This is a genomic window from Exiguobacterium sp. s63, assembly GCF_018617335.1.
In the GTDB taxonomy this organism is placed as follows: domain Bacteria; phylum Bacillota; class Bacilli; order Exiguobacteriales; family Exiguobacteriaceae; genus Exiguobacterium.
In genome coordinates, this window is the sequence record NZ_JACSKB010000002.1 from 149,818 (window position 1) to 169,282 (window position 19,465).

A 19,465-nucleotide genomic window follows, 5' to 3' on the forward strand; every position below is an offset into this window, starting at 1 on the left:
TGTTTTGTTTACGGAACATCAATTTTGACGGTATAGGTCTTCGGCATGGCATCACTCGAAGCGAACAAGACGAGCGTCTTCGCTTTCTCTGGAACGAGGAAGACTAAATCAATTTCGGATTTCTCGCCTGGCTTGTAACGGAAGCCGCCTTGGAACGCTTTCTTATTGTGGTTGACCATGTCGACCGGACTGTACTCTGTGCCGTCTGACGTGTACATGCGGAATCCGTTCGGACGATAGTCCGCATAGCCACCATAGCCCTTATCTTTGTCATACAACGTAAGCGGTAGACTGACGAATCGCTTCCCAGCTTCCGGTTCAGTCCCGTCCGGAGAGGCGTACACGGGTTCACCAACTTGGAACTCACGTTTCTTCATTTTCGGATCCCCGATAAACGTTTGGAACGTTCCGAGGTTCATGATTTTTTGAAGATCATCTTCTTTTGATGTGGTGGCTTTTGCTTCTTTCGGTTTATCTGCTTTTAAATCAGCCTGTTTCGCACCCGTCGTCTGTGCGGTCGGGGCTGGGGTCGCTTTCGCTTCTTCCGTGACCGGCTTGACTTCTGGTGATGTGAAGACGAACAAGCTGATGATCCCAACGACGAGTGCCGTCGCCGTCGTCCCGAGGACGAAGCGGAAGCGTTTTTCGACTTGTTTTTGGTTGACGACATGACCACCGATCGCTTCAGCCGGCGTGATGCGAACCGCACGCTCAGCAGGAAGCAATGCACCTAAGACACCTGTCACGACCGGAATGAGGATTGTCGCAAACAAGAACGGTAGCTCTGACGTCGGGAACTGTTGATACATGATCGTAACGATGATGATGGTGAAGGTAACACCGAGTAGTCCTGCGAAGAAGCCAGTCAACGCACCTTCCGTCAAGACGAGACGACGGATGGACGTGTTCTGCCAACCGAGCGCTTTCAAGACGGCGAGTTGAGGCTTACGCTCGGATACGTTTTGCCACATGATTTCGGTCGTCGTCAACATCGCAATGAGTAAGGCGACCCCCATGGCGACGTAATGCATCGTCCCGACTTCTAGTGCCACGAACTCCCCAATCCACGTCGTGTACAAGACGCCTTGGAGGCGGAACGTGACGAACAAGAAGAAACCGAACAGACTCGTTGGTAAAGCGATAGCGAGAATCGACAACAACGTCCGTGGCCAATACGTCACGAGTTGGTTCAAGCTCATGCCGACGCTCGAGCGAGAGCGGCCGAGACGTCGGCCCTTTGAGACTTCACCTGACTGCATCGTCTCATATGGCTTGATGCGACGGACGAGTCGAATCGGGATGAGTGTCCCGAGCCAGTAAATCAAGAGTCCTGCTAGGCCAATCAATAAGATACGGGTGATCGATGTCGAGCCGGCTGCCGTCCAAAGGAACGTCCCGAGAATCATCCACGAGATGAGCGCGACCATCGACCCGAGGATCGTGGCTTCTAAGAATAACAGTTTCGACAGCTGACTCGGCCGCCAACCGAGTGACAAGAGGATGGCGAACTCTTTCTTCCGCGCGTACAGCATGATGATGTTCGAGCTGAACACGTACAACATCGCGACGAGGATGACGCTCGCGACGACACCGGAGAAGCCGAGTTTCGCTTCCTGGAAAATCGTGATGGACGACCCGATTTTAATCCATGGCTGCTGAATCCAACCGAGCGAACTTTCTCCTTTAAGTCCAGGGAGATAGGTGACGGCGTATTGTGGAGACGAACCGAGCGTGACGTCCGTGATGAGACCGGTCTTGTCCTCGATCTCCTTCGCGACTGCTTGGAGCTTCGCTTCACTTTCTTCATTCAAGACGTCCACGCCTTTCACGTTAACGCGAATGGCCGAGATGGCCTTGTCACCGGCGATGGCGAACGCCGCGTCGAGTGTCGTCAACATTGAAGGTGGCTTCGTCAAGAAGCTATATGGGTTATTCGTCGGTTTGACGGTCGTCGGTGGGTTGACCGGCTCGTCTTTCGAGTTCATGACCCATTCGGCGCTTGCCGGGAAATACGTCTCCATCGGGAGTTCCGTCAACGGATCTTTCGACAGCTTCAGTTTCGATGGGTCGAATAAGCCGATGTAGTTATATTTCACTTTCGGCACTTCGTTGAGGTCTTCCGCGTATAAATTGGACTTACGATACATACTTTCTTGCCCATACTTCACTTCACCCTCAGCGAGGAACGGTTTGATTTGATACGAGTACGGCCACCGTTTCGGGAACGGGCTCGTCACGCCTTCATAGACGAGTGGAGATGCCTTCTCGGAAAGCCAAGTGTAGTCAACCGTGACACGAGGGTCTTGCGGCTGTGGTGTTCCTTCTAAAATGTGTTTCGTGATATTGTCGTGCATTTGTTGTGCTGTAAAGTCGTATGAGGCGACTTTCGTGCCTTTCAAGCTATCTAGATACTCCCCTTTCCCTTTTTCGAGATAGGTTTTGATAAAGGCTTCTTGGTCTCTCGTATCGGCATCGACTTCTTCGATGGTGTAGTTGATCGAGGCATCGACGTAGTCTTTTGTACTCATCAAAATCGGGATTGTCGTGATGTCTTCATCGTAAGGTTCTGGGACATCCTCTTCATTGAAGTAACGACTGAACGCTGTCGCTTGTACGGCATCGTCTAACCCGACGAGTTTCGCTTCGGCGACCGGGTCGATCCCCGCGAGCATGACATCACTTCCGTAACTGAGTGGGAATTCTTCATATAGGGCGGTCGGGCCGATGCCGATGTGAGTGGAATCACCGTTTGGCATCCAGCCAACCCAAAAGTAAGCTTTCAAATCTTGGAAGTCATTGATTTTTTCAATGCCCGTATCGATGAGTGTGTTCATCTTGAGGCGATAGAGACCTGCTTTATCAAACGTGTGCGTTTGCGTGAACGAGCTCGAATAAGTCGACCCAATCATCGCGATTGGAGCTGCGACATCGATGTCGGCAATCTGTTGAATCGTCTCGTATTGTTCGCGTGTGATCCCGCCTTCGAGTCCGCTCATATAGTTCGGCTCGAGCAAGTTCAAGTCCTCTGTCACACTCCGGCTGCCTTCTGGACGCACGACGATGTGATAAGACGAGTCCCAACGCTTTTGTAACTCGTTGACGACCGTCCCGTTATTCGCCTGCGTCACACCGAGAAGATAGCTGAGCCCGGTACTGACGATGAGCATCCCGACCATGAGCAGGATGAATCGTTCCTTATTCCGCCACCACGAGTTCCAAATGAACTTAAGCATGATGGACGTCGCTCATAGCGACGACCTGCCCGTCGCGCATCTCGATTTTTCGCTTGGCCCGGTCGGCGAGTTCCGGGTCATGGGTGACGAAGAGGACGCCACATCCGTTCTCGCGATTCAAGCGGATTAATAGATCAAATATGACGTCACCCGTGTGTGTATCGAGGTTCCCCGTCGGCTCATCGGCGAGGAGCCATTTCGGTCGATGAATGAGGGCGCGGGCGACGGCGACGCGCTGTTGCTGACCACCTGACAGTTGGGACGGTAACGAATCGACCTTGTCAGCGAGACCGACCTCTTTCAACAGTTCGAGCGCACGTTCATGGACATCGTAATCAACTTTTCGTCCGAAGAGCGGGGACATGACGTTCTCAAGCGCCGTCAACGTCGGGATGAGGTGGAACTGTTGAAAGATGAAGCCGATGTTCTCAAAACGGAAGTCTGCGAGTTGTTTCGCAGAGAGCGTCGAGATCGGTTCGTCGTTGAAGAGTAACGTGCCTTCTGTCGGACGGTCCAATGTGCCGATCAGACTGAGGAGCGTTGATTTCCCAGACCCAGATGGTCCGATGATGGAGATGAAATCTCCGTGCTCGAAGCGAAGGTTGATGTCCTGTAAGGCGACTGTTTTGACGTCACCCGTATCAAAGCGTTTTGTTAAGTGTTCGCATGTGAAGTGATAAGCCATACCGTTAAATCTCTCCTTTACCTAATGATTAGTGAAAATATGTAAGGGGACGCAATATTCTGACTATTTTAGATTAGAGGAAAAACTTTCCTTTAGATAGCTGGATAAATTTTTATCTTGGTTTCAAAGGAGTAACGGATAGATATACGGAATAGTAAGCGTACATAGGAATGGTAAAAAAGGAGCGGAGCATGTGGAATCTTCGAATCGAAAGTCGGATGAAATCAAACTTGTGATTGGGGCGGGGGAGTACAATAACAATCCAGGTTGGATCCATACTCAAGAAGAAGAATTAGATGTATTGGACGAATGTTCTTGGCAAAACCGTTTTGCTATACATTCAATCAATGCGATTTTAGCCGAGCATGTATGGGAACATCTCACGTATGAAGAAGGAGTGACCGCAGCGAAGCTGTGCCATCACTATTTAAAGCCTTTAGGCTATATTCGCTGTGCGGTACCAGATGGATATTTTCCAGATGAGTCGTATCAACAGATTGTACAAGTCGGTGGACCTGGTCCGAAAAATCATCCGGCGGCGAGTCACAAGATTGTCCATACATATCAATCTATCATCAGTCTGTTTGAAGAGGCGGGCTATGAAGTGAAATTACTTGAATACTGCGATGAGAATGGAAAATTCCATCAACAGGATTGGGATGGAGAGGATGGCGTCATCTTTCGGTCCAAGAAGTATGACCCTCGAAATCAAGGAGATGAGCTTGTTTTCCCTTCTTTAATCATTGATGCCATCAAACCGGAGTGAGGTTGAAGGAACAAAGAATTGTACAATTGATTACTAAAAAGGGAATAGATAAATAAATAAGCGGTCGAGCGAAAGGAAGCGAACACGATGAAATCATTCGAGATTGAGTTCCATTTGGTCAATGGGGAAGTTCTGACGTATATGGTGGAAGCTGACACACGATATGAGGCATTGGAGTCGATTTACCAATCGTTTCGACATGCGAGTGATGGGTTCGTACAGTTTGAGGACGAGTTGATTGTGATGCTGGATCATGTGGCGTATGTGAAGGCGTTTGAGGTGGTGGAATAAGTCGTATCAACCAGGAATTTAATACAATTATGGGTTTTTGTTTGTTTTTAAATTATAATAAATAAATGGGAAAATAAAGTAAAATCCATAAATTTTCAAATTCAATGAGGTGTACTATATTGAAAGAAAAAAAACAACAAATAGTTAATCCTAATGTATCAAATTTTATAAGTTCATTGCGAGATATGGGATACATATTTGAAGTAGCTGTTGCAGACGTAGTAGATAATAGTCTGTCAGCCGAAGCAAAAGATGTAGAGATTCTTGCTGATCCTTCTTCAAAGTCAATTAGTATTTTAGATAACGGAAGAGGGATGAATAGTGCAGAACTAATTGAAGCAATGAGATTAGGTAGTAAAGATCCTACTGATGAACGTGATACTAATGATTTAGGACGATTTGGTTTAGGTCTTAAGACAGCTTCTTTTTCACAGTGTAAGTCTTTAACAGTAATCACTAAACAACTAGGTAAAATTGAAACCAGAAGATGGGATTTAGACTACATTTATGAAACTGGAGAGTGGTACTTATTAACGCCAACTGAAGAAGAGTTAATGGAATATATTCATTTTTCAAAATTAAAAAAAATGATGTCAGGCACGATTGTTATATGGGAAAAATTAAATGAATCAATTATTCGTGAGTTTACAGATGAAATTTTTAATTTACAAGATCACCTATCACTCGTCTTTCATAGATTTATTGAAGGAAAAGAATCAAAAAAAGTTAAAATTACTGTGAATGGTAAAATTTTAAGTCCTTTTGATCCGTTCAATGAACCTAATCTTGCAACGCAAAAAATTGTAACTGAAAAATTGAAAATTAACGGAGGTAAATTTAGCGTGCAACCTTATATTTTACCTCACCCTTCAAAACTAACTTCACAAGAGTATAAAAAATTTGCAACTAAAGAAGGCTATACAAAATCGCAGGGTTTTTATTTATACAGGGAACAACGCTTAATAATTCATGGAACTTGGTGGGGGCTTAATAAAACTAGTGATGTTCATAGGTTAATCAGAATAAAAATAGATATTTCTAACGATATGGATACTTATTGGAATATAGATATTAAGAAATCTACAGCAGTCCCTCATAAAGATATAAAAAAAGAATTGAAGAGAATCATACACAAAGTATTAGAGCGAGGTACTAGAACTTATACAGGTCGAGCAAAAGTTCTCGGGTCAAGTGTTGAACATCCATTTTGGAACGTGAAAATTGATGATAGTTTAGTTTGTTTTGAATTGAATAAAAAGCATCCGTTGCTATTAGAAATGTATGAAAAGATTGATGAAGAACTATTGCCTTTAATGCAAGCATACTTGAAAGGGTGCGAAGCTTATTTGCCTATTGATTCAATTCAAGCTCATATGATTAGTGAGCCTCATAAAGTAAGACAAGATGAATTATTTTTAAATGAGGACGTCAAGGAACTAATTGAAAACCTTCGAAAAGTAGGAGTGAGTGATGATAGGATTAGTGAGATATTGAAAACTGAAATCTTTAAAAATAGAAAGGGAGACGAATAAATGTCTACAGACTATAGTTACTTTAAAACATTCGTGATTCGAAATTTAGAATCTAAGCCTAAACCTTTACCAAAAGGATCCATTGAAGGAGCTGTAGATCAGGTCAGAGATTTAATTAGTTTAATTCCCCCAGATACGCACTCTACTGTTTTTAATGCTCCGAAAGGAGTTGTTTTAACAGATTTATCAACTCATGATTGGGATATACTAATTAAAGAGTTGAAATCAATTTTTTCTGTTATTCATGACAGAGGAGATATTGTAAACGGTGAAGAACAAAAAAATAGAGATACATCTTGGTGGACTCGAGAAACCAAAATTAAGACTAACTTATATCACTGGAATAGATATAAACAATATGTATCAGGCTCTTTACCATATCAAGTTGTAAAAACTATAGACGATGATACAGATGTTGTTATGAATAATTTAGTCAATCCATTAAGTGAAGATAAGTTTTCCATTTATGGCATGGTCGTAGGACATGTTCAATCTGGAAAAACAGGAAACTATACTGCACTTATTAGCAAAGCAGCGGATGCTGGATATAAATTTATAGTTGTTATTGCAGGTGGTTTAAATAATCTTAGGAATCAAACACAAGAACGGATTAATGAAAGCTTCATTGGCAGGGATAATGGAGATGTAGTAGGTGTGGGTAATTTTGCTTCTACAGAAAAAAAGCAAACACCAGTGAGTTTAACGAATAAATTATTTGATTTTAACAAAAGAGATGCAACAAAAGCTAAGCAGAGTCTAGATTTAGATATGGGTGAAAGACCCTTTATTATTGTAATTAAAAAGAATACGAGTACCCTCTCTAACGTGATTTCATGGCTAAAATCACATTATCAAGAAGAAATTAAAGATCATGCAATGTTACTAATTGATGATGAAAGTGACTACGCATCAATAAACACTAAAGATGAAAATAATCCTACGAGCATTAATAAAAAAATTAGGGCATTATTAAATCTATTTAGAAAGAGTGCATACGTTGCTTATACTGCTACACCATATGCAAATATTTTTATTGACTACAAGGCTCAACAGAAAGAATTTGGAAAAGATTTATTTCCAGAGGACTTCATATATGCTTTAAAAGCCCCTACAAATTATTTTGGGGCAGAAAAAATATTTTTAGATCCTGATAAAAAACATTTAGTGAAGATTGAAGATCATGAGGATTACATTCCAGCTAAGCATAAGAAAGATTTAAAGCTGTTTGAACTTCCAGAAAGTTTAAATGATGCAGTTAGAACTTTTATTATAAACGTTTCAATTAGACGTTTAAGACGGCAAGAAGATAAACATAACAGTATGATGATACATGCTACGAGGTATACAGATGTGCATCATGAAATATACTTACTTGTCTCAAAATACGTAGAAGAATTAAAGAAAAATATTGATGCATTTGGTTCGGATTTAGGTTTAAGTGAAAATAATAAAGAAATTGAAAGTTTAAAAAAGACTTTTAATAACCATTATTTATCTAAAATTGAATACTTGTGGGAAGATGTGTTAGGAAGTATAACTGAAATAATAAATACAATTGAAATTAGAGAAGTACACAAAGATCGAGTAATCGAGTTAGAGTATCCAAAAAAATATCCTTTAAATGTAATCGTCGTTGGGGGAACAAGTTTGGCTCGAGGATATACTTTGGAAGGGCTAAGTGTTAGTTATTTTTTAAGGACGACAATTTTTTACGACACTTTAATGCAAATGGGGAGATGGTTTGGTTATCGACCAAACTATGAAGATCTATGCAAGGTATACATGACAGAGAGCATGTTTGATAACTTTAGTGTCATTATTGAAGCGACATTAGATTTAATGGAAGAATTGAAAAAAATGTCAAGTATGAATCTAACTCCGCGTGATTTTGGATTAGCAGTTCAACAGCATCCTGACAGCGGGCTTCAAGTTACTGCTAGAAATAAACTAAAGCAAACTAAAGATATTTACTTTGAAATGAAACTTGATGGACATCTAAAAGAAACAAGTTGGATTAGCTCTAATCCAGAAGATATTCAAAATAATATTGATCTTTTGAAGAATACTATTAAAGTTCTACACTCCTATCCGACGGATTCAACGAGTAAAAATCTGTGGAAAAACATTGATCAAAAAGTAGTGATCGAATTTCTTGATAACTATAAATATTATATGGAACAAGATGAGTTTGGGCTACAATCCCGAATGCCTGTAAATTTCGTAAAGCGATATGCTCAAGATATTGTAACCAAATGGGATATAGCGCTGGCTACAGGAAATAGTGACAAAGTAATAGAAGTGGATGGGTTTATCTATGGAAACTTAGAACAACGCAAACTGGACATCCGTGATAAGCATTATGAATTTAGAAATCGTCAAGTTTCTTCAGGAAATGCTGAAGAAGTTAGTCTTTCGCAAGAAGTCAAAGATTCAATAATGAAAGAATTAGCTGAGGTTAAACACAATAATAAGAATCAGATTGAGAAAGATTCGTCTGATGATAAGGTTAATGAGTTGTCTAGAAAGAGGCTGGTCAGACAAAAACTGCAAAGACCTCTTTTAATTCTTCATTTAGTTGAAGGAACATTAGTAAATTCTAAGGGGAATATAGAAGAAAAAATAGAAGTGGCAGCTTTCAGTATTAGTTTTCCAGGAGGCATACAGAGTGGTTACAGGAACGTCAAACTTAAAGTTAACCAAGTCTATTTAGATAATTTAGAGAATTTAATCTGGGAAGAAGAGGACGCTGATGACGAGTATTAAAAACCCATGGGATGAAATGAATAGGGGTTCAGAGAAGTTAGTGAACCCCAACAGTAATTATGATTTTTTTTGGGGTGTAGAATATAATGGCGATTATGCATTGTACGTGTCGTTAAACGAAATTTATGACTTTCCTAAACAAAGTATCGATTTAAAAGATATTGATATAAAGTTTTATAATGACAATGGGACATCAAAATATCAATGTGTGTTTGTACTGAAACAAAAAAGTGAATGGGAACTTTTTTATCGTCTTTGTGAAGATCTTATCGCAGTTAGTTTTAACTCTAAAGATGAAAAACAGTTAATTATTAGGCTACAAAGTAGATTAAAAAGATGGCATGAACTTTTTAAAAAAGGAAATAAAAATAAATTAACAGTTGAAACGCAAATGGGGTTATTTGCAGAATTATTCTTTTTAAAACAGTATTTATTACCGGAACTAGGTTCGGAAGATTCTTTGAGGTCTTGGGTCGGACAAGATGGGGATAAGCAGGATTTTGTTTTTGAAAAATCTGTTATTGAGATAAAGTCGTATGTTACAACAAAGGGTGAAAAAATAACTATTTCTTCTAAAGACCAATTATTTTCAAACAAAAAATTCTTGTATTTAGGTACTTTTTCGCTTTCACAGACTGCTAATGGCAAAAAAGTTTCAGATTTGATTAATGTTATTAAAAACTTTATTAGGGACGAAGGAAAGGTAGAATTAATAGAAGAATTTGATAAAAAGTTATGGGAAATAGGCTACTCTCCATTAATTTATAAGGATGAAGATTTAATTAGTTTTAATTTAGATGCAATCAAGTTCTATGAAATTAAAGAAGATTTCCCAAGGTTACTCCCTCAAGATATTCCTTCAGAAATCGTTTCGCTACAATACAAGATTGATATGACAAGTCTTACAGATTATTTAATTGAATTTGTTGATATGACAGTTGGGGGTCCTACAAATGTTAGTTAGTTTAAAAGAATTCCACGAGAGTTTTATGCAGGATGTTTTAGCTAGTGCTAGTAGCAATTCACTTCAAACTCATGAAGCTTTTAATGAGTTAGTGTTTGAAGAGCTGGTTGAAACAGGAGAAATATCAATAGATTTAGAATTATGTTACTTTGAACATCTTGTGGGAAACAAACCTATGGAGGTATCAGGTTACTCTTTTGAGGAAGACAGAAAAATTTTAACGTTATTTATTAGCGAATTTTCTCAAAATAGCATGGTATCAACAATACCTTCTAAAACAATTGAAACAAAATTTAAAAGATTGAGGAATTATTTTGATAAGTCTTTAATGGGTTTATACAAGGACTTAGAAGAAACAGCTGATTATTTTCCTATGACATTTGAAATCTATAAAAAATATCAAGAAAAAAAGATAGATAAAGTTAGATTTATTCTGATATCTGATGGACAACTTTCTAAACTTTATAAGGGTGTCAGCAATCTGGTAGTTAATGAATTTGAAATTGAGCCTATCGTAGTAGATATTGAGTATTTATATAATAATTACAAATCTCAAAATGCGGATACTTCTTTTGAAGTAGATGTGAATCTCCCAACATTAAAAGTACCTATTGATACGGATCAGTATGAATCTTATTTGGCATATATAAACGGGAATCAGCTTTACGATATATATGAAAAATTCGGAAAGAAATTGCTGGAGCAAAATGTAAGGACGTTCCTGCAATTTAAGGGAGGTATAAATAAAGGTATCAAAAATACTATTGATGGCGCCCCTGAAATGTTTTTTGCCTACAATAATGGTATTACTGCAACAGCCTCATCCTTAAACTTCGATAATGATGGAAATATAACTAAGATTCATAATCTTCAAATTGTGAACGGAGGTCAAACTACTTCTTCTATTTATGCTGCTAAAAAAAATAGTAAAATTGACATTTCAAAAGTTAATGTTCAAATGAAGATTTCTGTAGTTACTGAGACTGGAAATCACAGTGAATTTGTTTCGAAAGTGGCTGAATACGCTAACACCCAGAATAAAGTTAACAAATCTGACTTCTTTTCAAATAGTCCGTTTCATAAAGAGTTTAAATTGTATTCTGAAAAAACTTGGATTCCTTCAAACTCACAAAATAGAACTAAGTGGTTCTATGAACGTGTAAGAGGAGAATATTTAAATGAACAATCATATTTAACCACTTCTGAAAAACGTAAGTTCGAAAAAATTAACCCACGGGATAAAAAAATTGATAAAACTCTTTTAGCGAAATGTGAGAACGCATGGATGCAGAAGCCGGATATTGTTTCAAAAGGAGCCCAGTATAGTTTCTCAAATTTTGCTGAATACATTACCAATGAAATCGAAAAGAATGATTTGGCTATCTCTGAAGAGTATTATAAAAACGCAGTAGCGAGGGTTATATTATTTAGAGGAGTAGAGGACATTGTATCGAAAGCATCTTGGTACAACGGTGGTTTTAGAGCGAACATTGTTGCATATACTGTATCATATTTAGCATATTTAACTGAAAAAAATAAAAAACATTTTAATTTTAGTCATGTTTGGGAAGCTCAAAAAATCCCAAATGATTTAGTGGATACATTAGAAAAAATTTCTAAATTCATTCATGATGTCATCACTTCTCCACCAGAAGGGCAGGGTAACATCTCTCAGTGGTCTAAAAAGAAAGCTGCATGGGAAAACATAAAGAAAATACCTTTTGATGCTATTATTCCTGATAAATATTTATTAAGTAATAAAGAACAGTCTTTTTTAAAACGAGAGGAAAAAAATTTAAAAAAATTAGATAAAGGAATAGAAATCCAATCTTTTGTAGTTGGATGTAAGAAGGAAGTTTGGACAAAACTTAACAAATATTATAACGAAGAAGCAAGTAGAGAAAGTATTAATATTAAAGAACGTGATATTTTAATGAAGATGAACAATTCTCAATTATCACTGCCTTCTGAAAAACAGTCTGTCATTCTATACAATTTATATATCAGAGCAAAGAATGAAGGGCTAATTTTATAAAAGAGTAGAGACGCCTTATTAATATGTTAGGTGTCTCTACTCTTTCATATTTTAATATCATATTCAAACTGGTTCAGCAGAGATCGGTATAAAAATATGACATAGTTTTAAATTTTGTAAGTGATGAGTTTTTTGTTTCTAAGTTAATTACTAAAGTTACACATCAGGCGCATCTAAAAAAGTTAAAAGATGCGATGCTAATGCTTTGGCGAGTAATGGTGGGACAGCGTTACCGACTTGTTGATATTGCTCGTCTTTTCGTCCGAAAAAAATAAAAGAGTCTTGGAAAGATTGAAGCCTAGCTGCTTCTCTAACGCTCAATGCCCTTGCTTTGTTTGGATGTTGCCACATTGATTTCCTGACATTTACCACAGTAGGTGAAGGTTCATCATACTTTAACCGCAAATACACTGTATTTTGTGTTCTAGTAGGATTTGAATAACTTGATTTCAGATCTTCAGATAAACTGTGAAAATTTTTTCCGTCTTTATCTTTAATCTGTTGGTATCTTTTCTTAATTAGAGGAGTACTATTAGTATTAATATGATTAAATAGAGTATTACTATGTTCCATATTTTTACGATAATAACGAGTCATAGGTAATTTATTTATTAGATGTTCAGTATAAGGATAGATGATTGGGTTATAGCTTTCTATGTCTGTTTGAGGCTCTATATCTTCTAAATCTTTAATTGCATCTTTTACTGTTCTAATTATTTCAGATGATTTAAATGGTAAATTAAAGTTAGTTACTTCTTTTCTGATACCCATCATAATGAATCTTTTTCTTTTCTGTGGAACATCAAAATCCGAGGAGTCTAATATGTCACTTGTAACTGTGTAACCGTAATGTCTAAAGATTGAATGTAGATAATCTACAACATTATAGGAGTAAACACTGGCTTGAACTTTAAATGTATCACTATCATCTAAAACAAGTTTTAAATTTGAAAATTCTAAATTTTCATCAATCATTTCTTGGTATCTTGTTAATAAGCGATTAAGTTCATCAAAGATTACTATTGAGTCAATATTTTTGGAGGAATAGATAAAGTCTTTTTCTAAAAGTTGAGATAATGAAAAACGTAAATCTTGAACTATTCTATCTACATCAGAATGATTACTTTCGTATAAAGACAAGTCTTTCGTCAAATTTTTAATTTGAAGTAGTTCTCTAGGTTTCTTAATAGATAATTCCCCAGATTTTTCGAATCTTTTTTTTAATGTCCTTAACAAAGAAATGAGTGAAGTATCTTTAATAATTGGCGAAGGTAAGTAATTTTCTTCTAATAATTTTGTTACTAATTTTAAAATGGTTTGATTGTTTGACTTTAACAATTCAATAATATCGTCTTGATATATTCTGTCGGAATCAGCTTTATTTACATCTTCTAAGTGTTTAATAGAGCTAAAATCATTGAGGTTATTGTCAGGCTCCTTAGTAACGAAGAATTTATGAACAGGCGAATGCATTGTTTTTACATTCTCCATTAAAAACGCTATAGGATTTATGTCTCTAATAGCTCTTACAAACTCTTTTACTAATTGATTATTTCCGGAAATCAAATAGTTTTTTTGCCTATTAGCGTTTGAAAATCCTTGACAAGGAGGTCCACCTACTACAATTGTTTTTTTGGGGTCGAAATTCAACGTAGTAAAATCAATTCTAGTAATATCACTTTGGTTACTTTGAAGTTCTTTAAGAATTATATTGGGGTCGTTATTATGATTTTGAATAAAAGTTTGTTGCGCAGCTTTATTAATTTCAACTGCTCCAACAATGTTAAATCTATTTGTTTGCATGAATCCATTACTTAATCCACCAGCCCCAGAAAACAAGTCTATAAGGTCATAATCATGTTCCTTCATCGCACGAATCCTTTCAAAATATATTTATCTATTAGCAGCATAGCTTATTAAACATCCAATCGCAACTTTTTAAAAAGTTGAAATTATAATCAATATATCAATTAAAGAATAGGATTATTTCGATCAACTTAACTATTACAAATAAATATACTCATAATAAATGTGAGAGTGAATTAATGAAAGGAGATAATCAAGTGAAAAAAAATAATAAGCTGATCCGTGACCATATCCCTGAAATCATTCATGAATCAGGAAAAATACCGATTGTGAAGCAACTAAGCCAAGCAGAGCACTTCGAACAAGCACGCTTGAAACTCTATGAAGAAATCAAAGAGTATGAAGAGACAAAAATTGATGAAGAGTCGCTGGAAGAGTTAGCTGACATTTTGGAGTTGGTCTATACACTTGGGAACATGCATGGAGCAGACTTTGACGAATTGAATCAGATTCGTGAAAAGAAGCGCAAAAAACGTGGTGGTTTTGAAAAGGGTCTATTTTTAGAAGAGGTCCTCGATCTTGAGTGATTTACGACTCCATACGAGCAATCTAGGCATCCCTTTACAAGAACACATAGACGCGGCGACTGAAATTTATATGGTCGTCGCGTTTGCACAAGTGTCGGGGGTGAAGGAATTATTTACTTCATTAATACGTGCGAGTGAACGAGGTGCTCAAATCAGAATCTTGGTAGGAGACTATCTGTACCTCACCGATCCTGATGCGCTGGATATGCTATTACAAATACCGAATGTTGAGCTCCGGCTATACCGCTCAAAAGGGAGGTCGTTCCATCCAAAGGCGTATTTGTTCCGTACAATAGAAAGCGGTACGTTTTTTGTAGGTTCCTCGAATTTGTCGCATAGTGCGTTGAATCATGGTGTGGAATGGAATGTTGAAATTCCTTCGAATGTATCAGAGGAAGTGTTTGAAGAGTCAGTCGCTGCGTTCCATGAATTATTTTATAGTGAATATGCGCAAATGATGAATCCAGTCTCGTTACAGCCTTATCGCGAAGAGTATGAAGCGCGAAAGGATCGAATGAAAGAATTGGAGGTCGCTGAACATTCTCCCGTCTACATAGAAGATGATTCGATTACCCCGACGTCTGTCCAAGACGCAGCGTTATTGGCACTCCGAGAAACGATGGCGGAAGGTCGGAAAAAGGCGATGCTCGTCTTGGCGACAGGATTAGGGAAAACGTATTTGAGTGCATTCTTTGCACGACAATTCAAACGTGTCCTTTTCGTCGCACATCAAAGAGAACTTTTGTTACAAGCAGAAAAGTCATTCCTCAATGTGGCGAATGACTGGAAGACCGGGTTACTACTCGGTGGTGAATCAAGAAATCAAGATACTGCTGACGTCGTGTTCGCCTCGATTCAAACGTTAGCTTCGAAACAAAGAATGGAGCAATATGACCCGGAGCAATTCGATTTGATAATCGTGGATGAGTTCCATCATTCGGCTGCTCCTTCCTACCGTCGTGTGCTAGATTATTTTCAACCGAAGTTCTTACTCGGTTTGACTGCAACGCCTGACCGTTTAGACGGAGGGGACGTATATGCGCTTTGTGATGATAACGTCGCCTTCCAGATGCACTTTACGGAAGCGATAGAAGAATCATTTTTAACACCGTTTCATTATGTAGGAATATACGATGAAATCGACTACTCTCAAATTCGTCTAATCAATGGACGTCGTTATGATCAAGAAGAGTTATTGGCAGAACAGTTAAAAGAAAGTGTTGCCGAGAAGATATATATGGCTTGGTCAGAGCATCATCAATCGAGAGCACTCGGCTTTTGTTCTTCCGTTATACAAGCTGAATATTTGGCTGATTATTTCAGGAGGCAAGGAGTACAAGCAGTGGCACTTCATAGTCAGGCCGAGTATGATCGAACGGAAGTAATTGCCCAATTAAAGAAAGGACAATTGGACATCATTTTTGCAGTGAATCTATTTAATGAAGGTGTCGATATCCCTGAAATCGATACGCTATTGTTCTGTCGTCCGACAGAATCATTGACAGTGTTCACCCAGCAAATCGGACGAGGACTACGTCTATCAAAAGGAAAGACACATTGTACGATTATCGATTTGATTGGGAACTATAAAAACATTGATAAGAAACTGGCTTTGTTGACGACTAGCCGACAAGATACAGTAAGTTCCTTACCAACTACGATTGATCTACCTTCGTCATGTACAATTGAGTTTGATTTACAAACTGTTGACCTACTGAAGAAAATGGTGACACGTTCCTCGACGCGTCAGCAATTACTTGAACAAAATTATTTCATGGTGAAAGAAGAAACGGGTAGACGCCCGAGCTACATGGAATTAATCCAACGAGGAGAATACTCTATAGATGCGTATCGTTCCGAATGGAGAAAGCTTGGTGGGTTCTTCGGATTCTTGCATAAACTCGGAGAACTAAGTGAGGAAGAAATGATACTATACAGTGATGTGAAGTCGCTTCTCGTCGAGGTGGAATACACGAGCATGACCAAAAGCTATAAAATGATTGTACTTTCAATTATGCTAAAACGGGGAGAAGAGAATTGGTACAAGCCACTTAAAGCATTTGAAGCCGCTCTTCCTTTTTATGATTACATTAAAAAAGAACCATATCGTCAGCAGATTGATGGAAAGACAAAAGACTTTCAGCAACCATTCCATCAACAAAGAATTGAAAAATTATTGTTACGAATGCCATTCGATAAAATTGCCAAAGGACCGTTTTATGTAGAAGATGAAACTCTGCATATTGAATTCAATGAAGCGTTCCGCAATCTAACCGTTTATGAATGGGTTAAACAGATTGTAGATGTTCGATTGCATTACTACTTTAGTCGGAAAGCGAAAGGATGAGCATGCTGAACGATAAAATGACTATCAACTCATCAGAGATTGCTATACAGTCTTTTTGTAACTTTATTGAGGGTTTTGCGCGTCAAGGTACATATAAAATGAATGTTATCCAAATCATGCTCAACAGAGGATATGAAGATTGGTTTCACCCGTTATCAGCTGATGTGATCGCAAAAGAATACTATGATTTGGTAAGGAAGCAAAGTGAAGAACATTCTTTAAATGGCATCGCTAAAATATTTCAAGAATCATTTTCACAGAAGGAAATAGAAAGTCATCTAAATTCGCTACCGTTTAAAGCCTTGACGACAGAATCACCAAGAACAGGTAAATCACCATTTGAGAATTCAAATGGGAAACTCATTGTCAGAGAAGAGTACTGCATTCCGACTAAACAAGCGCATGCTGCTATTCAATTAGCAGTTGAAAACAAATTAGAAGACTACTTTGAAATGAAGCAGAAGTAGAAAGGTGGGGTAATATGAAACGCCTGTTACTACGCAAAATCCAATTCGCCCTCCAACACCATGGTGGGACGGCATCTTTAAAAGACATTTATGCGTATGTCGAAAAATCCTATTATCAACTTGAACTCGATCGCTATAAAGATTGGAAAGGGCACGTCAATAAACAGATTCGTGCACATTCTAGTGATTCGGCGAGCTTTACCGGGAAAGAGGACCTCTTTTATTCCACAGGAAATAAAGGCATTTGGGGCCTCAGACAATCCAATAACTAACGAAAGCGGGACCAATTTCACTTGGTTCCGCTTTCAATGTTTACAAAACATCACACCCTATTGTCACATAATGTTCATTCCTGTACACTTCGATATTGTGTGCTAAAAATTATGTTAGGGGTTAGTTAATGGAACTTGTACAGCAATTATCTCAAATGCAACTCATCAACCAATTCTGGTTGCTTATGGCCTTCGTCATTCCAATGGTCATTTTATCTCGTATGGTCGTGGCTGGGACGCGCTTCTCGCCGATCCTCGTCATCGTCATCTTCGGTCTCGGTCTCGGGTTCGGTATGGTCGAGCTCGGTATCGCGACGCCGGGTCTTCCTGAATTTCCGCTCGTCGACTTCTTGTCACGGACGACAATCATCGCATTAGTCGTTTCGTTCTTCGTCGGTGGACAAGAACTTCGTAAAATCTTAAGCAAACAAGAGCTCGACATGGAGGATATCGTTGTTCCTTCTAAAGAAGAGATGTTCCTCGGGACAGGACGTACGCAGTTCATCTTCATCCTTCGTTCGTTCTTCTTGCTCGTCGGTTTGGAAGGGTTCTTCCGTATGGCAATCGAGCCAGATACGGCAGAAGGGATTGCGCTTTACTACCCAATTCTCGCACTTCTCGGTCTTGCGGTGTCGTTCTTACTCATCGACCATAAAGCACAGATTCAGGACAAGAAAGTATACATGCAAAAAGGTGTCATCGAGACAGTCCTCTTGCTTGTCATCTTGTTCGTCTCGTTCTTGATTGCGACAGCGGTTCAGCCGATTATCGCACTTCCGCAAATCTTCTTTGCGATGTTGATCTCGTCAGCACTCGGTGCCATCTTCCATAACTGGACGTATGGACCGACTGTCCGCGCGCTTCTCTTCGCAGGGATTCCGGTCGTCTTGGCTGCCAACTTCATGGTTGGGGGTTCACGAATCGGTGACGCGTTCGCAATCGAAGGCATGAACTCGATTCTCGTCTACGGTTTCTTCGGTCAGTTGTTCTGGATGTTCGGTGGAATCGCACTCATCATGTGGTTTGCTCGCACAGGCCACGTCCGTAACCTCGCACCAGGTATGGCGGGGTCACTTTCACATAGCGGTCTCACAGGAGCGTGTACGGCTGGGGACTTCGGTCAAGTGGCGGCAAAACGTGCGCCAATCATGATCAACATCCCGTTCTTCGGACACATCTTCGTCTTCTCAATCCTCGCAGTTAGTGCCGACAACGGCGCGCTCTGGATCTGGCCGACGATGATCATCGTCTTAGTCGGTCTCGCGCTCACGGCGCTTTCGTTGAAAAACTTGCGTGCGGCGAACGGGGAAGACTTCAAAGAAGTCAAAGCCCTTATGCAGTTCTCGTTCGGATGGCAAATGATGGCCGTCTTCGGTGGTCTCGTCATTTTGACGTTCAGCACGATTGCATTTGATTACACGACGATGGCACAGTCGTCAGCGATCTCGCACTTCGGCTTGTTCGCAGCGGTCCAAGGCGGCATGTTCGGAACGGAAGCGTCGCTTCTCATCCCGCTCATCTTCTCGATGCCGTTCCTCGTGCACCCGATCGTCTTCTACATGTTCGGGAAAGCACTCGACAACAATGGCGAAATGCCACGTGTGCCGGTATATGCGATGGCGCTCGTCGGTGTCGTCGGTGTATCTGCAGCGATTTTCGTCTTATAAGATATCAATTCCGCTCTGACTTCGGTCAGGGCGGTTTTTTTATTTGATGA

General features: G+C 39.3%; 14 protein-coding genes. 11 read left to right on the forward strand and 3 right to left on the reverse strand.

What is annotated here, in order from left to right; all coding sequences use genetic code 11:
* Positions 1-8: 8 nt before the first annotated feature.
* Together KNO90_RS07555 and KNO90_RS07560 are read right to left on the reverse strand one after the other, a co-directional pair.
* The gene (locus KNO90_RS07555; protein ID WP_215113352.1) at positions 9-3,233 is read right to left on the reverse strand and encodes an FtsX-like permease family protein; all 3,225 of its coding nucleotides are present in this window, start codon (positions 3,231-3,233) and stop codon (positions 9-11) included.
* Positions 3,226-3,918, reverse strand: coding sequence for an ABC transporter ATP-binding protein (locus tag KNO90_RS07560; protein ID WP_215113353.1), 693 nt, complete (start codon positions 3,916-3,918; stop codon positions 3,226-3,228). Before KNO90_RS07560 ends, KNO90_RS07555 begins: the two co-directional genes overlap by 8 nt.
* A gap of 193 nt (positions 3,919-4,111) precedes the next feature.
* Between KNO90_RS07560 and KNO90_RS07565 the strand changes: the two genes are divergently transcribed.
* The 6 genes from KNO90_RS07565 (at position 4,112) to KNO90_RS07590 (ending at position 12,269) form a co-directional block, all read left to right on the forward strand.
* Positions 4,112-4,684 carry a class I SAM-dependent methyltransferase gene (locus tag KNO90_RS07565; protein ID WP_215113354.1) on the forward strand — a complete coding sequence of 191 codons (573 nt, stop codon included), beginning with the start codon at positions 4,112-4,114 and terminating at the stop codon, positions 4,682-4,684.
* Positions 4,685-4,771: 87 nt separating this feature from the next.
* Positions 4,772-4,975 carry a hypothetical protein gene (locus KNO90_RS07570; protein WP_215113355.1) on the forward strand — a complete coding sequence of 68 codons (204 nt, stop codon included), beginning with the start codon at positions 4,772-4,774 and terminating at the stop codon, positions 4,973-4,975.
* A gap of 119 nt (positions 4,976-5,094) precedes the next feature.
* Positions 5,095-6,507 (forward strand): ATP-binding protein, encoded by a 1,413-nt coding sequence (locus KNO90_RS07575; protein ID WP_251127399.1) that lies wholly within the window; start codon positions 5,095-5,097, stop codon positions 6,505-6,507.
* Positions 6,508-9,270 (forward strand): Z1 domain-containing protein, encoded by a 2,763-nt coding sequence (locus tag KNO90_RS07580; protein ID WP_215113357.1) that lies wholly within the window; start codon positions 6,508-6,510, stop codon positions 9,268-9,270.
* Positions 9,257-10,234: a PD-(D/E)XK motif protein gene (locus KNO90_RS07585; RefSeq protein ID WP_215113358.1), complete on the forward strand. Its 978-nt coding sequence runs from the start codon at positions 9,257-9,259 to the stop codon at positions 10,232-10,234. The genes KNO90_RS07580 and KNO90_RS07585 overlap by 14 nt, the downstream gene beginning before the upstream one ends.
* A complete protein-coding gene (locus KNO90_RS07590; protein ID WP_215113359.1) occupies positions 10,224-12,269 on the forward strand; it encodes an AIPR family protein in 2,046 nt (681 codons plus the stop codon). The genes KNO90_RS07585 and KNO90_RS07590 overlap by 11 nt, the downstream gene beginning before the upstream one ends.
* Before the next feature lie 156 nt (positions 12,270-12,425).
* On the opposite strand, the gene KNO90_RS07595 is transcribed toward KNO90_RS07590, so the two are convergent.
* Positions 12,426-14,138, reverse strand: coding sequence for a DNA cytosine methyltransferase (locus KNO90_RS07595; RefSeq protein ID WP_215113360.1), 1,713 nt, complete (start codon positions 14,136-14,138; stop codon positions 12,426-12,428).
* Between the two features lie 194 nt (positions 14,139-14,332).
* Between KNO90_RS07595 and KNO90_RS07600 the strand changes: the two genes are divergently transcribed.
* The 5 genes from KNO90_RS07600 (at position 14,333) to KNO90_RS07620 (ending at position 19,415) form a co-directional block, all read left to right on the forward strand.
* A complete protein-coding gene (locus tag KNO90_RS07600) occupies positions 14,333-14,662 on the forward strand; it encodes a nucleoside triphosphate pyrophosphohydrolase (RefSeq protein ID WP_215113361.1) in 330 nt (109 codons plus the stop codon).
* Positions 14,655-17,009: a DEAD/DEAH box helicase family protein gene (locus KNO90_RS07605; RefSeq protein ID WP_251127400.1), complete on the forward strand. Its 2,355-nt coding sequence runs from the start codon at positions 14,655-14,657 to the stop codon at positions 17,007-17,009. Before KNO90_RS07600 ends, KNO90_RS07605 begins: the two co-directional genes overlap by 8 nt.
* Before the next feature lie 2 nt (positions 17,010-17,011).
* Positions 17,012-17,476: a hypothetical protein gene (locus KNO90_RS07610; RefSeq protein WP_215113362.1), complete on the forward strand. Its 465-nt coding sequence runs from the start codon at positions 17,012-17,014 to the stop codon at positions 17,474-17,476.
* Between the two features lie 14 nt (positions 17,477-17,490).
* Positions 17,491-17,748, forward strand: coding sequence for a hypothetical protein (locus tag KNO90_RS07615; RefSeq protein WP_015881071.1), 258 nt, complete (start codon positions 17,491-17,493; stop codon positions 17,746-17,748).
* 128 nt (positions 17,749-17,876) lie between these two features.
* Entirely contained in the window at positions 17,877-19,415 is a 1,539-nt protein-coding gene (locus KNO90_RS07620) for a hypothetical protein (protein ID WP_214739563.1), read from the forward strand.
* Positions 19,416-19,465: the final 50 nt, after the last annotated feature.